This window comes from Burkholderia sp. Ac-20392 (genome assembly GCF_017104585.1).
Lineage (GTDB): Bacteria > Pseudomonadota > Gammaproteobacteria > Burkholderiales > Burkholderiaceae > Burkholderia > Burkholderia lata.
Map to the genome: position 1 here is coordinate 1 of NZ_JAAGPB010000129.1, position 19,427 is coordinate 19,427.

Consider the following 19,427-nt stretch of genomic DNA (forward strand, 5'->3'; position numbering starts at 1 on the left):
TGACCCGCGCGGGCAGCCCGCGCCGATCGTCGAGTTGCGACAGCGCGGCGAGGCCCGCGGCGGCCACGGCGACCAGCCACATCGACGGCGCGAGCCACAGCGTCGCGATCACGGACACCGGCACGATGCCCCAGCCGCCGACACGCGGCGTCGGCAGTGTATGCAGCGAACGGTCGTTCGGAATATCGGTCGCGAGGCGCCAGGCCAGCCCCGTCGCGAGCAGCGTCCGCAGGATAAGGGTCGAGGCGAAGGCAGCGGCTATTGCTACGCCGGCCAGCGTGAGCCACGTGGTAATCGCGGGATGCATATTGTCTATTTCTGTTTGTCGCGCGAACGATACCACGCGGCGGTCGCCTCGAGGCCCTGTCTCGTCGTATAGGGCGGTCGCCAGTCGAGCATGCGCTTCATGCGGCCGGCGTCGAGTTGCAGGCTGCCCGTCAGGCGGTCAACGGCGGCACTGCGGCCTGTCAGCCTGCCGAGCGCGCGCAGCATCGCGGCCGGTACCGGGAACAGCCGTGCCGGCCTGCCGAGCGCGTCGCCGACCAGCCTCAGCAACCCGGCCACCGACGGCGCGTCGTCGTCGGCAACATGAAAGCACTCGCCCGCGGCCCGCGGATCGATTGCGCACCGCAGCAGCGCGTCAGCGAGGTTATCGACATAGACGAGGCTGCGGCGTGCCTCGATCGCGCCGAGCGGGAGCGGCAATCCTCGTGCGACGGCGTCCATCATCCGCAGGAAATTGGCCCGCACGCCGGGGCCGTAAACCAGCGGCGGACGCACGGTGACCACGTCGATGCCCGCCTGCCGCCCGAATTGCGCGAGTGCCTGCTCCGCACGCAGTTTCGAACGCCCGTATGGATCCTGCGGCGCGGGGGTGACGTCCTCCGCGAGCGGCACACCTCGATCGCCCTCGCCGATCGCCTTGATGCTGCTGGCGAACACGAAGCGCCGCGCGCCGTGCGCATGCGCCGCTTCGGCAACGCGCAGCGTCCCTGCGACGTTAGTCGCCTCGAACGCGGCGTCCGGATCGAGCGACTCGTCGCGCATCACGTGGACACGCGCAGCCAGGTGGATCACGCAATCGACCTCCAGATCATCCGGCCACGCGTGCGCGAGCCCGGTGAAATCCGGCGCGTCATGCACCCACTCGCGAACGCCTTCAACGCATCCGCCGGGACGGCGCACCAGCGCCGTGACCGTATGTCCTGCCGCGAGCGCCAGCCGGCAGACCGCACGGCCGACGAAGCCGTTTGCGCCTGTCACGACGATGCGGGTCACCACAGCCTCCAGCCAAAGCGGTTATAGAACTTGAACGCCGACGCCGCGAACATGCGGATGTGCGCGGAACCCTTGCGGGATGCGCCGCCGCCGTGATGAATCACGCGCGCCAGCGGCAGGTAGACCGTGCGTGCGCACTCACCGGTCCGCAAGCTGAGGTCGTAGTCCTCGAAGTAGAGGAAATAGCGTGGATCGAAGCCCTGCAGACGCGCGAGCACCTCGGTGCGGAACAGCATGAAACAGCCGCTGACGATAGGCGGATCCCACACGACGTCGGTTTCGTTGATACGGTCGCGCATCTCGTAACTTGCCAGCCGGCGCTCGAACGGCGGGCGCAAGGCCGCGGGCAGGAATCCCCTGACCAGAAGATCCACCAGCGCCGGATAGCGACGGCACAAATACTGGATCCGGCCCGATTCGTCACCGATGCGAGGCGATAGCAAACCTGCTTCAGAATGTGCGTCGAGAAAGTCGAGCGCGTGCACGAGCGCATCCGGCTCGAGGTCGATATCGGGATTCAGGATCAGGTGATAGCGGCTGCGTGCCGCTTCGATCGCAAGGTTGTGCCCGCGTCCGTAGCCAACGTTGCCGTGACCGGACAGCACGTTGCAGGAGATGCCAGCCTGCTCGAATGCAGCAAGATCGGCTGTGAAATCCGGCAAGCCGCCGTTGTCGACAAGGCAAACGCTGATGACACCGCCGCCGCGCACGGCCCGGAGACGCGCGCACGCCGCACGGAGGCTGGAGAACGTCCGAGCGAGGAGTGCCTCGTCCGGGTGGTACGTCACGATGGAAATCGACAGTGTTTCGTCGACGGGATGCGGTGAGGGAGTGGATGCTTGCGAATGAGATGTCACGTGCTGACTGTTGTTTTCCATTGACGCCGAGGGCATCCGACAGTGTGCAGATGCATGCCCGTCCGTGCAACCGGGATTGCCATTTGTAGCAATTATGCCGCGACCATGCCTGCCACAGGCATCCAGCGACGAAAAAATGGGGCGCAATGTCGCCGTGGCATGCCGCGGGCACGAAGGCCGTCCCTTCGCGCCAGCCGCCTTTCCATCGCACCCCAGACCGATATGTCACGCGCGTCGGCGCATCGGGAGCGCGCCGCTGCCGGTTCCGCGACACGCGCGCCGTGAAAACGAAATAGCGGATGCGCCGGGCGGCACCGCCACGCTTTCGCCCCGGCAACATCCCTTAGTTGCTCGCGCGTCGCTCGTACCGTTAGACTGATTGCCCTGCAGATTGGAGTGAACGATGGAGCGAATCGCTATTTACGGGTGCGGCGGGTTTGGGCGCGAGATCCTGCCGCTGGCACGACAGCATCAAGCCCGAACCGGCACAGGCTCGGCATCCGGCATCGTATTCGTGTCCGACACGCCGTCGGAAATCGGCACCGTGCAAAACGGTATCGAAGTCATTTCCTTCGACGCGCTTGTCTCGCCCGCGCATCGCGACCGCGCGGTCGTCGTGTCGCTCGGGTCGTCCGCGGCGCGGCGCACTCTGGTTCAGCGCTGTGAAAGCGAAAACCTCGCGTTCGGCTCGCTGGCGGCCAGCACGCATGTGTCGCTCGATAACGTCGAAGTCGGCGAAGGCGCAGTGTTCTGCGATTTTTCGATGTGCACATCGGACGTCAGGATCGGCCGGCATTTCCAGTGCAACATCTACAGCTACGTCGCTCACGACTGCATCGTCGGCGATTTCGTGACGTTCGCCCCACGGGTCGCGTGCAACGGCCGGATCGTGATCGAGGACGATGCCTACATCGGTACGGGTGCCGTCCTGAAGCAGGGCACGCCCGATAAACCGCTGACGATCGGCAAAGGCGCGGTGATCGGCATGGGTGCCGTCGTGACCAAGGACGTGCCGCCGGGCGTGACCGTTGTCGGCAACCCAGCGGCGCCACTGATGAAGCGACAAGCCTAAGCTGACGCGAACGCGGGAACCGCCCCGCGCTCGCGCACATGCGCCGTCAGCTGCGCGGCTCCGGCGCGTGTACAACCAGCACGCCGGGTTGCACATAGCCGAGCAGGCCTGCGTAGGCTTCCGCGGTCGTCCACTCGATCCGGTCGAAGTAGGAATTGAATTCCCGCATAAAGTTAAGCACGGGCACGGGTGCATTCGCCGCGACCAGCATCTCGCATCGCCGGCCTTGGCGCCACGCCTCTTTGAGTTCGTCGACCGACGGCATCTGCCCAGCCTCGCTGGAGAAACGCAATACCGGCCCGGTACGGTCACGTCCGCCAGCCAACCAACGGGTAGTAAACTGCCTCCGGACGATATTGGTCTTCCTGAACTGACCGACACTATCCGACGAGGTAACGGATCGCGTATGGACGCGATGCCGATAGAGCGGTTCGTGCAGGTAGTGAAATCGACCGAACTCCGCGATCTTCAGGGCCAGTTCCCAGTCCTGAATGCCGGAGAAGGCGTCGTCGGATCCGCCGGCCTTCAGATACGTGCTGCGCCGAATCACCTTGAGATGCGACGCCACCATGCCATCGAGCAGGTCGCTCTTGATGCTCGCGTCGTCTTTGAACGCAATATTCGGATAGCCGCCATAGTCGGCACGACGAACTTCGTCGCCGTTTTCGTCGATATCGAACCGGTCGGTGAACAGATAATCGCATTCCGGCATCTCCGCCAGCACCCGTGCAACGTGCGCGAGCGCACCAGGCACCAGTGCATCGTCGCAATCGACGAACGCGATGTATTCGCCCCTCGCATGCTGGACCGCCTCGTTCTGCGTGTTCGAAATACCCTTGTTCTCGTCGTTGAGGATGATCCGGACATTCGGGTGACGCGCTTGCAGCGCGCCCAGCAGCGACGTCGTGCGCTTGTCCGGCGAACAGTCGTCGACGCACACGATCTCGATCGCAACACCCTTCTGCTCGATCACGGACAGCAGACAGCCGTCGATGTAGTCGAAATGGTTGTATGCAGGAATCACGACGCTGACGAGCGGTGCGTCCGCAGGCATCTTGGCGAGCGCAGCGTGCAGCCGCTCGAGCTTCTGCGTGTGTTGCCCGTCCGATTCAGCGTGCTGACTGGATACGCCCGGCGCACCCGCACTCGTCTGGCCACGCAGCTGTGCGATTTCCTCGACGTAGGCGGGATGCTTTCGATAAAAATTCTCGAACCAGTCGACCGCGGATTCAAAGAACGCGGGCTCGCGCGCCGACACCATCGCATCGATCTTCGCTGCAGCATGCAGCCAGCTCTTGCCCATCCTCACATACGACCGGCGCATGCTCTGCGCATGCTGCCGGTAGATCGCATTGTGGGCATTGACGTAGGCCATGCGCGCGCCGCGCGCGCTAAGCCCGCACCAGAAGAGCCAGTCTTCCTTCGCTCGGGCCGACGTGTCGAATGGATTGTCCGGGAGTGCCGCTCGCCGAAACAGCGCGCAGTGGATCGGAACGGCGAAGCCGCGCTCCCACTTGTAGAGGAAGTCCTGCAAATCCAGCGCGGAATGCGCAATGGCTTCGTCATGCTTCGAAAATACGGTCCGCGAATCATCGCAGAGCAGGAAATTCGAAATCGACACGTCCAGAGCGTTCCCCACCCGGAAATGAGCAACCTGCAGGTCGAGCTTCGGCGGAATGATCAGATCGTCCGCATCGAGCAACTGGATGAACTCGCCTTTTGCAGCCGCAATGCCCGTATTGCGCGCGCCTGACAAGCCGGCATTGGTTTGTGAGATCACGCGCACGACAGGCGACAGCGCTTCCGCCGCACGCAGATACGTACCCGTTCTTGCCGCGGTGCTGCCGTCATCGACGACGATGACTTCCAGCGGCCCGCTGTACGCGTCCAGCGCCGATGACACGGACTCGATCAGGTACTGCGCCTGGTTGTAACACGGAATCACCACCGACACGAGTGGCAACGACGGGTCGCGCGAATCGTTCGACCCCATATTTTGTCGGTCAAACTCCATAACCTTCCAACTCCCTAACACACTCAACGAATCGAGGCCACGTATGGCGCGTGTCGATCAAATCGACGAGCGAGCGCGCACGCACGTCCGTCGTGGCCGGATCCGCGATCATCGCCTCCATCGCGGCCCGATAGTCGTTTGCAGTTGGACTCTCGGGCAATAGGTATCCCGTGGCATCGGTGATCAGTTCGCCTACGCCACCAACCGCGGGCGCCACGATCGGCACGCCGAGCGAGCCGATCTCGAGAAGAATGTTCGGCATTCCTTCCCACTTGGACGTGAAGATAAAGCCGGTATACAGGCGATCCGCGACGAGCTCGGCCGGAGTCGAGAACGGACCTTCCAGGTGCAGATTGGGCAGCTTCGGCAACAGCTCGCCCGAATCGACGACCGATTGTCCATACACGTGAAAATCGAACTGCGGGCACGCCTTGGCGAGCGCCACCAGCAGATCGATACGCTTCTCCTTGTCGAGTCGCCCGGCCCACAAGAACGCCGGTCGCTTCCCCGACAACGCGACACCACGGCGCGCGATGCGATCGAGCGCCGCGGCACGCCAATTGTCGCCGGACGCCCGGCTCGGATTGTAGATCGCATGCAGCTTCGCGCCCTGATCGCCGAGCTGGTACTCGACACGGGCGTCGGTCACAAAGCGCTGATTGTCGGAGAGCAGAGCCGTCAAGGCCGGCAAACCGGGCTGCAGGAAATACGCGGCGTAACCGGTCTTGCTTTTTCCATCCTCGGCAAACTGGAATGCGAAGATGCATGCAAAAAGCTTGGCCACCCGCTTGAGTCGCTCGCCTGACTCGATAATGACGTTCCAGCCGACCTCGCTATTGATGTTGTGAAACACCGCAGGCTTGATCGCCAGAATCAGGTCATACAGAAGGCCCTGTTTCTGCTCATACGAATCGTTGTTCGTAAAATCGCCGAGCACCACCACGTGCACACCGTCGACCTGAACGACACGTTCGTCCACGTGCGAGCGGTCGGCCACGACGAGCAACACCTGTTGTTGCGGGTACAGTTCACGCACGGCCCGCGCGAAGTTCAGCGCCACGTTCTCCGCACCGCCTGTTCCCATGAACGGAACGGCAATGATGTGACTCACGTTCTTCACGCCACGACGTGCTAGGCCAAGCAGCAGATTCTGCAAGCGCAGTTCCCGTGCACCGTCGCGAAGCTTCGGCGGCTGAACGAACGCCGCTTTCAGCGCCCGGCCGATCGATGGGCTCTCCTGCCGCAGAGACAGCAAAACCGGCAGGATCACCCTGCGAATACGCCACTTCATCTGCTGCTGCAGCGGCAGACGATGGTAGACCCGTTGAGCAAAGAATAAAAATTTTTGGTATCGCGGCATAGTTCAGTACCTTGATTTCCCGAATCCAGTCAAATCCGTCCGCCGAGACGCCGATACAACCTGTCTGCCTTGCCCCAGACCGTCCCCCCGATACGATCGAGCTCGGTCCGAAGCGAAGCGATCTCCGCCTGCAATTTCATTTGTTCGACCTCGAGTGCGGCTTGTTCCGCTTCAAGCCGCGCCTCTCGCTCGGCACCGGCACGGACCGCTTCTCCGGCATCCGCGAGGTCGCGACGCGCCTGATCCCGCTCGTTACGCACAAGCAGCAAAAACGTCGAGGCATCCGCAGCGGGCAGTGCAATCGTCTGCTCGGGATCGGCGCGCTCTACCGCGAGCTCCTGCGACAGCGGCACCGTGCCTGCAACCATTTGCGGAGACCACCCGCGTGCAAGCCGCGCGACCAGTGCCGTCAACTCGGGATCGTCGAACAGATGCGACGGAATCGCGAAGCGATCGCCATGCGCGTTACGCCAATCGAGCAGATCCATCAATTCCAGATATCGGCGCCAGTCTCCGTCGACCTCGAAAAACCGCTTGACGAAGATCTGAACGTTTTTCGCGATCAGGTCGGGGCGGCCCACACGCATCAGATAAGGATGCAGCGTTCGCGCGGAGGTATCCGCGTACTCCCACATCAAGGCGTCGAAGTTCCGGTGGGTAATGTTGCTTCCGTGAGACCTGTATCGGACGAGCTCCTGCGGAATCACATGAAAGGTCGCCCCATCCGCCAACGCGCGCAGCCAGAAATTCCAGTCGGGCGAATACGTCAGCTCTTCGCGAAACGAGCCGACACGGTCGTGCAACGACTTTCTCATCAGCACGCCTGAATGACAAAGATGGTTCTCCCAGATCCAGCAATCAGGCGAATTGAAATCCAGCTCCTTGTTGAACCACGGCGCGTACATGCGGCTTTCGCTCGGCACCGTGTTGCCCGCGTCGTCGATTTCTTCGAGATACGTGCCGCAGATATCGACTTCCGGATGCCGATCCAGGAACTCCACCTGGACGGCAAGTTTGTCCGCAGCGAATACGTCGTCGGAATCCAGGCTCGCAATGAACTCCCCGCGCGCGAGACCCAGCGCGGAGTTGTATGCGGCGCACGCACCGCGGTTCTTATCGAAGCGGACAGCATGAATACGCGGGTCCTGAAACGTCTGGATGACGTTCCACGAATCATCCGTCGAACAGTCGTCGACGATGATCAACTCCCACGAGTCGAGGGTCTGGTCGATGACGGACCTAATGGTCTCACCGATGAACCTCGCATAGTTATAGGACGTCACGATAATGCTTACACGTGGTCGCCCGCCGTTCCCCGATTGATTACTTGCCATTACAAATATATTTAATGATATCGACAATGCGATGTGCGCCTGCTTCGCCAAGCTCCCCGAACAATGGCAATGCAAGAACTTCGCGAGATACGCGCGTTGCGACCGGGAGCCGCCCCGGATCGGCGCTGGGCAACGCTCGATAGCAGTTGTGCTCGCTGCAAAGCGGATAAAAATAGCGGCGCGCGAATACGTTGAACTGCTTCAGTCGCTCGTAGAGTTCGTCACGCGTCACCCCGCACGTCCGTGCATTCACGCGAACGATGAAGTACTGCATGCTGTGGCTCACGCCGACGGGCAACCGGAAGCAACGGATCCCGGGAATCTCCTCGAGGCGATCGAGATAGACCTGGGCAACGCGCTGTCGCGCGTCGTGTTCCGCGCCGTAGTGTGACAAGTTGACGAGCCCGAGCGCAGCCTGAATCTCGTTCATCTTGCCGTTGATGCCAGGCATGATCACTTCCGTTTCATTCAAGATTCCGAAGTTCTTCAGCAAATCGACGCGCTTCTTCAGTGCAACGTCCGCCAGCGCCAAACCGCCGCCTTCCGCCGAATGAAACAACTTCGTCGCGTGAAAGCTGAACATGGTCGCGTCACCGAAACAGGCGATCGGCACGCCGTCGATTTCCGTACCGAATGCATGAGCCGCATCGTAGAGAACCTTGACCCCGTAGTTCTCGCGGATACGGTCGAATGCGGCCACGTCGCATGGCATGCCGTACACATGCACGCCGAGCACGCCGGTGGTACGCGAGGTAATCAGCGCCTCGGCGGCCACCGGATCGATCGTGAGCGTTTCCTCGTCGATATCGCAGAACACCGGCGTCACGTTGTTCCAATGGAGCACATGGGGCGTTGCCGGAAACGTAAACGGCGTCGTGATCACCTCGCCCGCGAGCCGCAGTGCCTGGCACGCGACCAGCAACGCGCTCGTCCCGTTATTGAATAGCGAAAAGTGCGGCGCGCCGAGCCTGTCCGCCAGCGCGGCCTCGAGCGCCGCATGCTTCTGGCCGCCATTCGTTAACCACGCGCTGTCCCATATGTCCGCCAGCTGTGCCGAATATTCATTCAGCGGCGGCAGCATTGGCTTGGTCACATATATCGGCTTGTCGAATACGTCCGGCTTCTGGTTCATCCTGCTCTCCGCTCCATCCCGTCAGGCTTGCCCGCCGACGCTAAACTCGCCACCATCTCGATCACGCTGCCGCCTTCGACAGCAAGCGCGCATGCACCTTATTGTCGAGGTGGACTGCGCCATACAGCGGCAAATGCGTGCCGCGGGACACATTGAACTGCACGGCGATCGGAACGTGATCACATGTGTCGACCTGACCGATGCTCAGATCGATCGGAACCGCTGCCACCGCGCTGATGCTGTACTCACCCGCGCGCAACGGTATCCGGAACGTCCAGTCGACCACGTGCACCTCTCCCGCATGCACGTCATAAAGATGGGCGTGTTCGAGCCCTGTATCCGAGTAGGCGATGTCGAAGCCGTTCTTGTCCCGGAGGTGGTAACCGAACGAGAGCGTCGACAGATCCTCCTCCACGCTCACCACCATTCGCAGCGTCACCGTGTCGCCGTAAGTAACCTGTCGCGTCACCCGGTCCAGTTCGTCGATCAGTTGCACGTTGACGAAGGTCGCACGGCCATTTCGGATTCGCTGAAATCCGGCACGTTTCTGGAATTCCTCTGCGCCCGTACTGAGGTCGGCGTCCAGTTCGAGCGGCTGCGCCACGGCTTGCGCTTCATCGGAAACGACACGTTGCCGCTTGCGCACGTAAGACGAGTAATACGCTTCGATGACGTCGTCCGTCGAACCGCTCGCCAGCATGTTGCCGTGATCGAGAAGAATGGCACGATCGCAAAGCGCCTTCACCGCCCCCGGATCATGACTGACGAACAGCAGCGTCGTGCCACGGTCCATCAGCTTCTTCATGACGGCCATGCATTTCGCCTGGAACATCGCGTCGCCGACGGACAACGCCTCGTCGACGATCAGAATGTCCGGATTGACGTGAATCGCAACGGAAAAAGCCAGCCGGACATACATCCCGGACGAATACGTCTTCAGCGGCTGATCGATGAAGTTCTCGATCTCCGAAAATTCGACGATCGCCGGATACTTCTCTTCGATCTCCTCTCGGCTCATTCCGAGGATCTGGCCGTACAGCATCACGTTTTCCCGGCCGGTGAATTCCGGATTGAACCCGGAACCGAGCTCCAGCAGCGCTGCGACCTTGCCGTTCGTCACGACGCGCCCGGCGCTCGGCGCCAGCGTGCCTGAAATCACCTGGAGGAGCGTAGACTTTCCCGATCCGTTGTGACCCACGATACCGACGGTTTCGCCCGGCGCGATATCGAACGAAATATCGCGCAACGCCCAGAATTCCCGGTAAAACTGCTTCCGGGAACCGAGCAGCATCTGCATCAGTCGAGCCCGCGGGCTATCGTAGATGTGAAATACCTTGCTCAGGTTCTCTACACTGACGGCAAGATTAGAGGACATCGGCAAATCCTTTCCTGGTACGGTTGAACCACTGGTACCCCAGGGCCGCGATTATGGCGCTCACCAACAGCATCTTCAACACGCCGAACCAGTTCGGCGCGGTCCCCCAGATCACGACGTTACGGCTTTGCTCGATGACGAACGCGACGGGGTTCAACGAAACGATATGCTGGTAGTGGGCCGGCAGCGAACTGACCGGGTAAAACACCGGGGTCAGGAACATCAAAACCGTCGTCACCAGGCCGATCGACTGACCAATGTCTTGAATATACACACCAAGCGAAGCGAGAAACCAGCTCAACCCGAGCGTAAACAGCAGGAACGGCAATATCACGAACGGAAAATAGAATACGGTCACCGGCACGCTGAACCCCAGCACCACCATCGCCAGCAACAGCACGCAAAAGCTGATCGCCGCATGGAAGAGGGCTACGAGCAAGGCCACCGCCGGAAGAACCTCCAGCGGAAACACCACTTTTTTCACATAGTTTGCGTTACTGATGATCAATGACGGCGCGCGGTTGATCGTCTCGGAAAAAACCTGAAAGACGATCATCCCGACGAACAGCACGACGGCAAATTCGGTCTTCGAATCGGATCCGGTATTCCATCGTGCCTTGAAGATGACGCTGAACACGAACGTATACACGGCCAGCAGGAGCAACGGGTTGAAGAACGACCACAACAGCCCGAGCACCGACCCGCGATACCGACCAACGACCTCGCGGCGCGTCATCTGATAGATCAGGCGGCGATGCCGCCAGAGGGGAAATGAATTTTGGATGTTATCCCGCATGACAAACTCTAACTAAACAAGATTCCCAATGGGCGCGCCGCACCGCCTTGCGCGCCGTCATCCCGAGCGACGTCAGGTGCCGTAATACTCGTCAAGGACGAGCGTCAGCGCGTCTTCCCATTGCGGTCGAGACAGTCCGAAGCGCTCGTCGAAACGCGTGTTGTCCAGTACCGAATACGTCGGACGTGGCGTCTTCGTCGGATACTCTACCGCGGGGATGGGGTTCACTTCCCGAATCGCGAGGCCGCACTGGGGGGACACACGTCTCGCGCCGCTGAAGATCGCTTCGGCAAATGCATGCCACGTCGTCGTACCGGACGCCGTCATGTGGTAGACGCCGCACTCGAACGTTCCGGCACGCCGCTCCACGAGGGATTTCGTGATCGCATGCGCCGTCAGATCCGCAATCGTCCGCGCGCTTGTCGGCGCGCCATGTTGATCATTGACGACGGACAACGTCTCGCGGCTGGCGCCGAGCCGTAGCATCGTGCGCAGGAAGTTCTGCCCGCGCGACGCGTAGACCCACGACGTCCGGAACACAAGCCAGTCGCCCCCTATTTCGGCAATAGCCTGTTCGCCAGCCAGCTTGCTCGCGCCATAGACGTTCAACGGACTGACGTCGTCGCTTTCCGAATAAGGTGCCTGCTTGCTGCCGTCGAATACATAATCGGTCGAGAAGTGGATCAGCAATGCACCGCGCGCCGCGGCAACGCGCGCCATCGCACGCACCGCGTCGCGGTTCACGGCAAACGCGGCATCGGGTTCGTCCTCTGCACGATCGACTGCCGTGTACGCAGCCGCATTGACCACGATATCCGGGGCCACCGTCTCGACGAAGCGCCCCACGGCCACCGCATCCTCCAGGTCGACGTCGTTGCGTGTCGCAGCCACCACCTTGCCCAGGGGTTGCAGCGCACGTACCAGCTCCCACCCTACCTGACCATTCGCGCCAGTCACGAGAATCGTCGGCTTCCGGCTCATCGATGCCTCAAGCATAGACGTCGGCCTCGTTCAGTTGCTTGCCGGCCGCATCCTTGGCTGCCAGCAACGGCTCGAAATCGATCGGCCATTCGATCCGGATCGCGGGATCGTTCCACACGATGCAGCGCTCGTGTTCGGGAAACCAGTAATCGGTCGTCTTGTAAAGAAACTGCGCGGCATCCGACAACACGACAAAGCCGTGCGCGAAACCCGGCGGCACCCACAGTTGACGATGGTTGTCGTTCGACAGTACGACGCCTACCCATTTGCCGAAGTTCGGCGATCCTTTGCGAATGTCGACCGCGACATCGAACACCTCGCCTTCGACGACTCGCACGAGCTTGCCCTGCGCGCGCTCGATCTGATAGTGCAATCCGCGGAGCACGCCCTTCGACGAACGCGAGTGATTGTCCTGCACGAATTCGACACCCGGCTCGACCTGCTCGGCAAACTCGCGCGCGTTGAAGCTTTCGTAGAAGAACCCGCGTGCATCGCCGAACACCTTCGGTTCGATGATCTTGACTTCCGGCAACGCCGTTGCCGTTACTTGGATGGCCATACGACGTGATCCGTTAGAAGGTTCTTGAGATACTGCCCGTACGCGTTCTTCGCCAGAGGTTGCGCGAGCTTCTGTACTTGTTCTGCGTCGATCCACTTGCGGCGATAGGCGATTTCCTCAGGGCACGCGACGACGAGACCTTGCCGCTTCTGCAGCGTCGCGATGAAGCTCGCCGCCTCGATCAATGAATCATGCGTGCCGGTATCGAGCCACGCGTAGCCACGGCCCATGATCTCGACGTTCAATGCGCCGTCGGCGAGATATCGCGAGTTGACGTCGGTGATTTCCAGCTCACCGCGCAGCGACGGCTTGATGTCGGCCGCGATGTCGCACACGCGGTTGTCGTAGAAGTACAAGCCGGTCACCGCGTAGTTCGAACGCGGCTTGGCCGGCTTCTCCTCGATCGACAGCGCGCGAAACGACTTGTCGAACTCGACGACGCCGTAACGCTCAGGGTCGTGCACGTGATACGCAAACACGGTCGCGCCGGTTTCCTGCGCATGCGCACGGTCGAGCTGCTTCGCCAGGTCGTGCCCGTAGAAGATGTTGTCGCCGAGGATCAAGGCCGACGGGTCGTTGCCGACGAACTCCTTGCCGATGATGAAGGCCTGCGCGAGACCGTCGGGTGACGGCTGCACCGCGTACTGGATGTTCATCCCCCACTGGCTGCCGTCGCCGAGCATCGACTCGAAGCGAGGCGTGTCCTGCGGCGTCGAGATGATCAAGACGTCGCGAATGCCCGCGATCATCAGCGTCGACAGCGGATAGTAGATCATCGGCTTGTCGTACACCGGCAGGAGCTGCTTCGATACGACGTGCGTGATCGGATACAGTCGCGTGCCGGACCCGCCGGCGAGAATGATGCCTTTACGTGCCATCGCTTCTCTCCTCAAGTGCGTTTCGCGTAGTTCGTCTCGACCCACTTGCGGTATTCGCCCGATGCAACTTCATCGGCCCAGACCTGGTTGTCGAGATACCAGTCGACCGTCTTCGCCAGACCGGTCTCGAACGTTTCCGCAGGCTTCCAGCCGAGCTCGCGTTCAAGCTTGCGCGCATCGATCGCATAGCGGCGATCGTGGCCGGGGCGATCCGTCACATAGGTGATCTGGTCGCGGTACGAGCCTGCAGCCTTCGGACGGGCTTTGTCGAGCAGATCGCACAACGTATGCACAACCTCGAGGTTCTTCTTCTCGTTCCAGCCGCCGACGTTGTAAGTCTCGCCGGGCACGCCGCGCGCGAGCACTTCGCGAATCGCGCTGCAGTGATCGCCGACGTACAACCAGTCGCGCACGTTCTGACCGTCGCCATACACCGGCAGCGGCTTGCCCGCGAGTGCGTTCGCAATCATCAGCGGAATCAGCTTCTCGGGGAACTGGTAAGGACCGTAGTTGTTCGAACAGTTCGTCGTCAGCACCGGCAGACCGTACGTATGGTGATATGCACGCACCAGGTGGTCGGAACCCGCCTTCGTCGCCGAATACGGGCTGTTCGGCGCGTACGGCGTCGTTTCGGAGAATTGCGGATCGGTTGCGGACAGCGAACCAAACACCTCGTCGGTCGACACGTGCAGGAAGCGGAACGCCGCCTTGTCGGTCTCGCTCAGGCCGTTCCAGTATTGACGGGTCGCTTCGAGCAGCGTGAACGTGCCGACAACGTTGGTCTGCACGAAATCCGCAGGGCCATGGATCGAGCGATCGACGTGGCTTTCCGCAGCGAAGTGCAGCACGGCACGGGGCTTGTGCTCTGCAAGCAGCGCGTCGAGCGCTTCACGATCGCAGATGTCGACGCGCGCAAACACATGCTTCGGATTCCCGTCCAGCGACTGCAGCGTGCGCAGGTTCCCTGCGTACGTCAGCTTGTCGACGTTGAGCACGGCTTCGTCGGATGCGCGCAGCCAGTCGAGTACAAAATTGGCACCGATAAAACCCGCGCCGCCCGTAACCAGGATCATGAGGCTCCCTCTAGTAATGCGCGGCGAACACCCTCGGGGCGCTCGCCGCATCAGATTCACAAGTGCTCGTAACCGGTAACTTGTGACCGCTACGTCAGACCGCAAATTTTAACCGGTCGACATGGCCTCCAAAGTCATGAAATGCTAATTTTGTTGGGGAGAACCATAATTATAGGGAGCCGCAACACGCAAATGCCATGCCGCTAACAACTTGATACAGCGCGCCGAACCCGTCCCGCCAATGAAATTTCATGCCATGCCACGGACTTTTTCGAAAATAAAATTGCGCAAAGAAATGCCAACCGGACTAATCTTCCCGCGCAGCCGAAACACGTAACCCACGTCGCCCCATGACCCATACCCCCATCGCCATCGGCGACATCCAAGGCTGTCATTCCGCTTTCCAGTCCTTGCTCGACAAGCTTTCAGCTCCCGCCGACACGCCGCTGTGGATCGCCGGCGACGTCGTCAACCGCGGCCCGGACTCCCTCGCCTCACTGCGTGCGCTCGTCGACCTCGGCCCGCAGGCGACCGTCGTGCTCGGCAATCACGACCTGCACCTGCTTGCGGTCTCCGCCGGCCTGCGCACCGAACGCCCGGGCGACACCATCGGCGAGATCCTCGATGCACCCGACGCCGACGCGCTGCTCGACTGGGTCCGCCACCGGCCGTTCGTGCATGCGGAGAACGGGATGCTGCTCGTGCATGCGGGCGTGCTGCCGCAGTGGGATGCGACGCTCGTGCTGGAGCTCGCCGACGAGCTCCAGCGCGCGCTGCGCGCGCCTGACTGGCGCGACACGCTGCAGAAGCTGTACGGCAACGAGCCGAATCAATGGAGCCCGGATCTGAAGAAACGCGACCGGATGCGCGTCGCTTTCAACGCGTTCACGCGCGTGCGCTTCTGCACGCCCGACGGTGCGATGGAATTCAAGGCAAATGGCGGCCCCGACAGCGCGCCACCCGGCTATCTGCCGTGGTTCGACGTACCGGGGCGTCGCACGGAGGACGTGACGGTCGTGTTCGGGCACTGGGCCGCGCTCGGCCTGATGGTGCGCGAGAACGTCGTCGCGCTCGATTCGGGATGTGTGTGGGGGAACCAGTTGTCGGCCGTACGGCTGACGGCCGATCCGGCGCAGCGCACGGTCACGCAGGTGCAGTGCGATGCGTGCCGCGCGCCGGGCGGAGAGTGATCAAAGGCTGATTGGCGTCGCCGGGAAGCGCGTCAACCCTCGCGCCCCGGCACGGGCGCATCGGCCGCGTCGCCGCCTGCCGCGCCAGCACCAACCTCGGTCGCCGGATACGCATGCTTCTGCAGTTCCGCAAGCGACTCGGCCGTCGGCTTGTCGACCTTTGCCTGCAGCGTCGCGAGCGCAGCCGCGATCGCATCACGCGCCGCGGCGGACGTCGCCCGCCGGTCGCCACCCGGCGCGATCGGTTCACACACGTACAGGTGCGCGATGATCGGGCCGCCGCGCAACACCATGTCGAGCGACTTGCCGAGCGCCAGCTCGCCCGTATAGGCCGGCGCGACCGACTGCCGCCGCTGCCCGTCCTCGTACATCAGGCAGATCGGCTGCACCGCGCAACCGGCCGATACCGCGGCCTGGAACAGGTTCGCGTGGAACGGCAGCAGTTCCTGCCCGTCGGTCGTGGTCCCTTCCGGAAACACGCACATCAGCCCGCCGTTGCGCAGACGCTCGGCCATCTCGTGCATGACCCGCATCGCCTCGGTGCGCTTCTCGCGCTGCAGGAACACGGTGTCGAGCTTCTCGGCGAGCCAGCCGACGACCGGCCACTGCCGCACCTCGGCCTTCGACACGAACGGCGTCGGCCGCCACGCGTTGACCGTGTAGATGTCGAGCCACGACACGTGATTGCCGACCACGAGCGCACTCGCGTCGAGCCGCGCGCCGTCGTTGTGGACGACGAGGCGCATTCCGCAGATCCTCAGCAGCTTGAGCGACCAGCGGCGCGTCATCTCGGCGCGCCGCGCGGGCGTGACGTGCGAGAAACGCAGCGCGACGATCGCCATGCCGCGCAACAGGTGGAAAACGAGACGCAGCTTGCGAAGGGCAATCATGGCGAAGGTCCGGCGTGGTTCAGGAGCGCTCGAACGCGATCTGCCCGGCGACGAGCGTCGTGCGCACGCAGGCGGGCAGTTCGTAGCCGAGGAACGGCGAGTTGTGGCCCTGGCTCTTCAGCGCACGCGGCTCGACGCGCCAGTGCGCGCGCGGGTCGAACACGCACAGGTCGGCCGCGCCGCCTTCGGTGAGGCGGCCAGCCGGCAGCTTCAGCACGTCGGCCGGTGCGGACGTGATGCGGCGCAGCGCCTGCGCAAGCGGCGTACGCGTCTCGTCGGCCCACTTCAGTGTCAGCGACAGCAGCAGTTCGAGCCCCGTCGCGCCCGGCGTCGCTTCGCCGAACGGCAGCAGCTTCTCGTCGTCGTCGACCGGCGTGTGGTCGGAGCAGATCGCATCGATCGTGCCGTCGGCGAGCGCCACGCGAATTGCTTCGCGATCGCGCTCGCTGCGCAGCGGCGGATCGAGCCGGAACTGCGAATCGAAGTAGCCGATGTCGACGTCGATCAGATGCAAGTGATTCACGCCGACGTCGCACGTCACGGGCAGCCCCTCGGCCTTTGCCTCGCGCACGAGCGCCAGCCCGGCCGCCGACGACAGCCGCGCGAGGTGCACGCGTGCGCCCGTCACGCGCATCAGTTCGAAGATCGTGTGCAGCGCGATCGTCTCGGCCGCGACCGGCACGCCGGACAGCCCGAGCCGCGACGCCAGCGCGCCGCTCGCGGCGACACCGCCGCGGCCGATGAATGCGTCTTGCGGGCGCAGCCACGTGGTGAAGTCGTAGGTGCTCGCGTACTGCAGCGCACGCAGCAACACCTGCGTGTCGCGCACCGGCACGTTGGCATGAGTGAAGCCGACGCAGCCGGACTCGGTCAGCGCGACCATCTCGGTGATCACTTCACCCTTGAGGCCGACCGTCAGCGCGCCGAGCGGATGCACGTTCGCCTGGTGCAGGTTGCGCGCGCGGAACTTGAGCATTTCGACGAGGCCCGGCTCGTCGAGCACGGGGTCGGTATCCGGCGGGCACACGAGGGTCGTGACGCCACCCGCGACGGCCGCGGCCATCTCGGACGCGAGCGTCGCCTTGTGCTCGTAGCCGGGCTCGCGCAGTCGCGCGCACAGGTCGACTAGGCCGGGCGCGACGATCAGGCCCGCCGCGTCGATCGTCCTGTCCGCGTTGAAACCGGCCGGCGCCGTGCCGAGCGCGGCGATCGTGCCGTCCGCGACGAATACGTCGGCCTGCTGCTCGGTGCCGGCGACCGGGTCGATCAGCGTGCCGCCTTTGATATGAATCTTCATGCGCTGTCTGTGAATGCGTTGATTGCGTGAATAAGGATGCGCGAAAGCGGGCTCAGTCGCTGTTGCCGGCGACGATGCCCATCACCGCCATCCGCACGGCGATGCCGAACGTGACCTGGTTGAGGATCACCGACTGCGGGCCATCGGCGACCTGCGAATCGATCTCGACGCCGCGGTTCATCGGGCCCGGGTGCATCACGATCGCGTCGGGCGCGGCGAGCGCGAGGCGCTCGGGCGTCAGGCCCCAGGTCTTGAAGTATTCCTGCGCCGACGGCAGCAGCGCGCCGCTCATCCGCTCGTTCTGCAGGCGCAGCATGATGATCACGTCGACGCCCTTCAGCCCTTCGTCGAGGTTGTGGAACACCTTCACGCCCATCTGCTCGAGCCCGCCCGGCAGCAGCGTGCGCGGCCCGATCGCGCGCACTTCCGGCACGCCGAGCGTGGTGAGCGCGTGAATGTCGGAGCGCGCGACGCGCGAATGCAGGATGTCGCCGACGATCGCCACGCGCAGCTTCGTGAAGTCGCGCTTGTAGTGACGGATCGTGTACATGTCGAGCAGGCCCTGCGTCGGGTGCGCATGGCGGCCGTCGCCGGCATTGATCACGTGCACGTGCGGTGCGCAGTGCTCGGCGATCAGGTACGGTGCGCCGCTCGATGCGTGACGCACGACGAACAGGTCGGCATGCATCGCCGACAGGTTGTTGATCGTGTCGAGCAGCGATTCGCCCTTGCTCGTCGACGACGCGTTGATGTTCAGGTTCAGCACATCGGCCGACAGGCGCGTCGCGGCGATCTCGAAGGTCGTGCGCGTGCGCGTCGAGTTCTCGAAGAACAGGTTGAACACGGACTTGCCGCGCAGCAGCGGCACCTTCTTCACTTCACGGTCCGTCACGCTGACGAACTGCTCGGCCGTATCGAGGATGTGGTTGACGATCGAGCGCGGCAGGCCCTCGATCGACAGCAGGTGCTTCAGCTCGCCGTTTTTCGTGAGCTGCGGGTTGCCCTTCAGGAAGCCGTAGCGGAACCGGTCGGGGCTCGCGGTCGCAGCGGGATTGCCGGTGCGGCCAGTGGTGTCGGTGGTCATGATGTGCGTGATTCCAACTATGCAAACGGGCCGCGGTGCAAACCAGCGGCCCGGGATACGGTTCGCGTGTCGTTCAGGCGCCGTGCGCCTCGACGCGCAGCGTGAACTGCGCTTCGTCGCGTGCGAGCACGAGCGTCGCGCCGATCAGATGCATGAAGAAGGGACGCCAACACGGCGACGGGTGGTAGATGCCGGGCTTGCGCAACCGGATGAAGAGCAGCAGCGAGTTCAGGTACGCGCCGATGACTTTTTTTTTT

At 62.8% G+C, this 19,427-nt stretch carries 18 protein-coding genes and 1 pseudogene; 2 read left to right on the forward strand and 17 right to left on the reverse strand.

Features of this window, described 5'->3' with window-relative positions:
• The 3 genes and pseudogenes from G3N99_RS16320 to G3N99_RS16330 form a co-directional block, all read right to left on the reverse strand.
• Positions 1 to 307, reverse strand: a pseudogene (locus G3N99_RS16320) (glycosyl transferase); the annotation flags it as partial.
• A 5-nt stretch (positions 308 to 312) separates the two neighbouring features.
• Entirely contained in the window at positions 313 to 1,278 is a 966-nt protein-coding gene (locus G3N99_RS16325) for an SDR family oxidoreductase (RefSeq protein WP_206122905.1), read from the reverse strand.
• Positions 1,275 to 2,156: a glycosyltransferase family 2 protein gene (locus G3N99_RS16330; RefSeq protein ID WP_206122906.1), complete on the reverse strand. Its 882-nt coding sequence runs from the start codon at positions 2,154 to 2,156 to the stop codon at positions 1,275 to 1,277. Before G3N99_RS16330 ends, G3N99_RS16325 begins: the two co-directional genes overlap by 4 nt.
• 382 nt (positions 2,157 to 2,538) lie before the next feature.
• Between G3N99_RS16330 and G3N99_RS16335 the strand changes: the two genes are divergently transcribed.
• Positions 2,539 to 3,207: an acetyltransferase gene (locus G3N99_RS16335; protein WP_206122907.1), complete on the forward strand. Its 669-nt coding sequence runs from the start codon at positions 2,539 to 2,541 to the stop codon at positions 3,205 to 3,207.
• 46 nt (positions 3,208 to 3,253) lie between these two features.
• On the opposite strand, the gene G3N99_RS16340 is transcribed toward G3N99_RS16335, so the two are convergent.
• From G3N99_RS16340 to rfbB, 10 genes are all read right to left on the reverse strand, one after another.
• Positions 3,254 to 5,221, reverse strand: a complete 1,968-nt coding sequence (locus G3N99_RS16340) for a glycosyltransferase family 2 protein (protein WP_206122908.1) — start codon at positions 5,219 to 5,221, stop codon at positions 3,254 to 3,256.
• Positions 5,211 to 6,581 (reverse strand): glycosyltransferase family 4 protein, encoded by a 1,371-nt coding sequence (locus G3N99_RS16345; protein ID WP_206122909.1) that lies wholly within the window; start codon positions 6,579 to 6,581, stop codon positions 5,211 to 5,213. Before G3N99_RS16345 ends, G3N99_RS16340 begins: the two co-directional genes overlap by 11 nt.
• 29 nt (positions 6,582 to 6,610) lie before the next feature.
• A complete protein-coding gene (locus tag G3N99_RS16350; RefSeq protein ID WP_206122910.1) occupies positions 6,611 to 7,915 on the reverse strand; it encodes a glycosyltransferase in 1,305 nt (434 codons plus the stop codon).
• Positions 7,905 to 9,047, reverse strand: a complete 1,143-nt coding sequence (locus G3N99_RS16355; RefSeq protein ID WP_206122911.1) for a DegT/DnrJ/EryC1/StrS family aminotransferase — start codon at positions 9,045 to 9,047, stop codon at positions 7,905 to 7,907. The genes G3N99_RS16350 and G3N99_RS16355 overlap by 11 nt, the downstream gene beginning before the upstream one ends.
• Positions 9,048 to 9,108: 61 nt before the next feature.
• Entirely contained in the window at positions 9,109 to 10,422 is a 1,314-nt protein-coding gene (locus G3N99_RS16360) for an ABC transporter ATP-binding protein (RefSeq protein WP_206122912.1), read from the reverse strand.
• Positions 10,412 to 11,218, reverse strand: a complete 807-nt coding sequence (locus tag G3N99_RS16365; protein ID WP_206122913.1) for an ABC transporter permease — start codon at positions 11,216 to 11,218, stop codon at positions 10,412 to 10,414. The genes G3N99_RS16360 and G3N99_RS16365 overlap by 11 nt, the downstream gene beginning before the upstream one ends.
• 72 nt (positions 11,219 to 11,290) lie before the next feature.
• A complete protein-coding gene (gene rfbD, locus G3N99_RS16370; RefSeq protein ID WP_206122914.1) occupies positions 11,291 to 12,199 on the reverse strand; it encodes a dTDP-4-dehydrorhamnose reductase in 909 nt (302 codons plus the stop codon).
• Positions 12,200 to 12,206: 7 nt separating this feature from the next.
• On the reverse strand, positions 12,207 to 12,758 hold the full coding sequence (gene rfbC, locus G3N99_RS16375) for a dTDP-4-dehydrorhamnose 3,5-epimerase (RefSeq protein ID WP_206122915.1): 552 nt from the start codon (positions 12,756 to 12,758) through the stop codon (positions 12,207 to 12,209).
• The gene (gene rfbA / locus G3N99_RS16380; protein ID WP_206122916.1) at positions 12,743 to 13,636 is read right to left on the reverse strand and encodes a glucose-1-phosphate thymidylyltransferase RfbA; all 894 of its coding nucleotides are present in this window, start codon (positions 13,634 to 13,636) and stop codon (positions 12,743 to 12,745) included. The genes rfbC and rfbA overlap by 16 nt, the downstream gene beginning before the upstream one ends.
• 11 nt (positions 13,637 to 13,647) lie before the next feature.
• The gene (gene rfbB, locus G3N99_RS16385; protein ID WP_174944434.1) at positions 13,648 to 14,709 is read right to left on the reverse strand and encodes a dTDP-glucose 4,6-dehydratase; all 1,062 of its coding nucleotides are present in this window, start codon (positions 14,707 to 14,709) and stop codon (positions 13,648 to 13,650) included.
• Positions 14,710 to 15,059: 350 nt separating this feature from the next.
• On the opposite strand from rfbB, the gene G3N99_RS16390 reads away from it, so the two are divergent.
• Complete coding sequence (locus G3N99_RS16390; RefSeq protein ID WP_174941549.1) at positions 15,060 to 15,899, forward strand: symmetrical bis(5'-nucleosyl)-tetraphosphatase; 840 nt, start codon at positions 15,060 to 15,062, stop codon at positions 15,897 to 15,899.
• A gap of 32 nt (positions 15,900 to 15,931) precedes the next feature.
• Here G3N99_RS16390 and G3N99_RS16395 read toward each other — a convergent pair whose 3' ends face one another.
• The 4 genes from G3N99_RS16395 to G3N99_RS16410 form a co-directional block, all read right to left on the reverse strand.
• Positions 15,932 to 16,789, reverse strand: coding sequence for a lysophospholipid acyltransferase family protein (locus G3N99_RS16395; protein ID WP_174941551.1), 858 nt, complete (start codon positions 16,787 to 16,789; stop codon positions 15,932 to 15,934).
• A gap of 19 nt (positions 16,790 to 16,808) precedes the next feature.
• Positions 16,809 to 18,086 carry a dihydroorotase gene (locus tag G3N99_RS16400; protein WP_206122917.1) on the reverse strand — a complete coding sequence of 426 codons (1,278 nt, stop codon included), beginning with the start codon at positions 18,084 to 18,086 and terminating at the stop codon, positions 16,809 to 16,811.
• A gap of 52 nt (positions 18,087 to 18,138) precedes the next feature.
• A complete protein-coding gene (locus tag G3N99_RS16405; protein WP_041492755.1) occupies positions 18,139 to 19,170 on the reverse strand; it encodes an aspartate carbamoyltransferase catalytic subunit in 1,032 nt (343 codons plus the stop codon).
• A 73-nt stretch (positions 19,171 to 19,243) separates the two neighbouring features.
• Positions 19,244 to 19,427 (reverse strand): hypothetical protein (locus tag G3N99_RS16410; protein WP_206122918.1); only part of this gene is annotated, 184 nt, incomplete at its 5' end.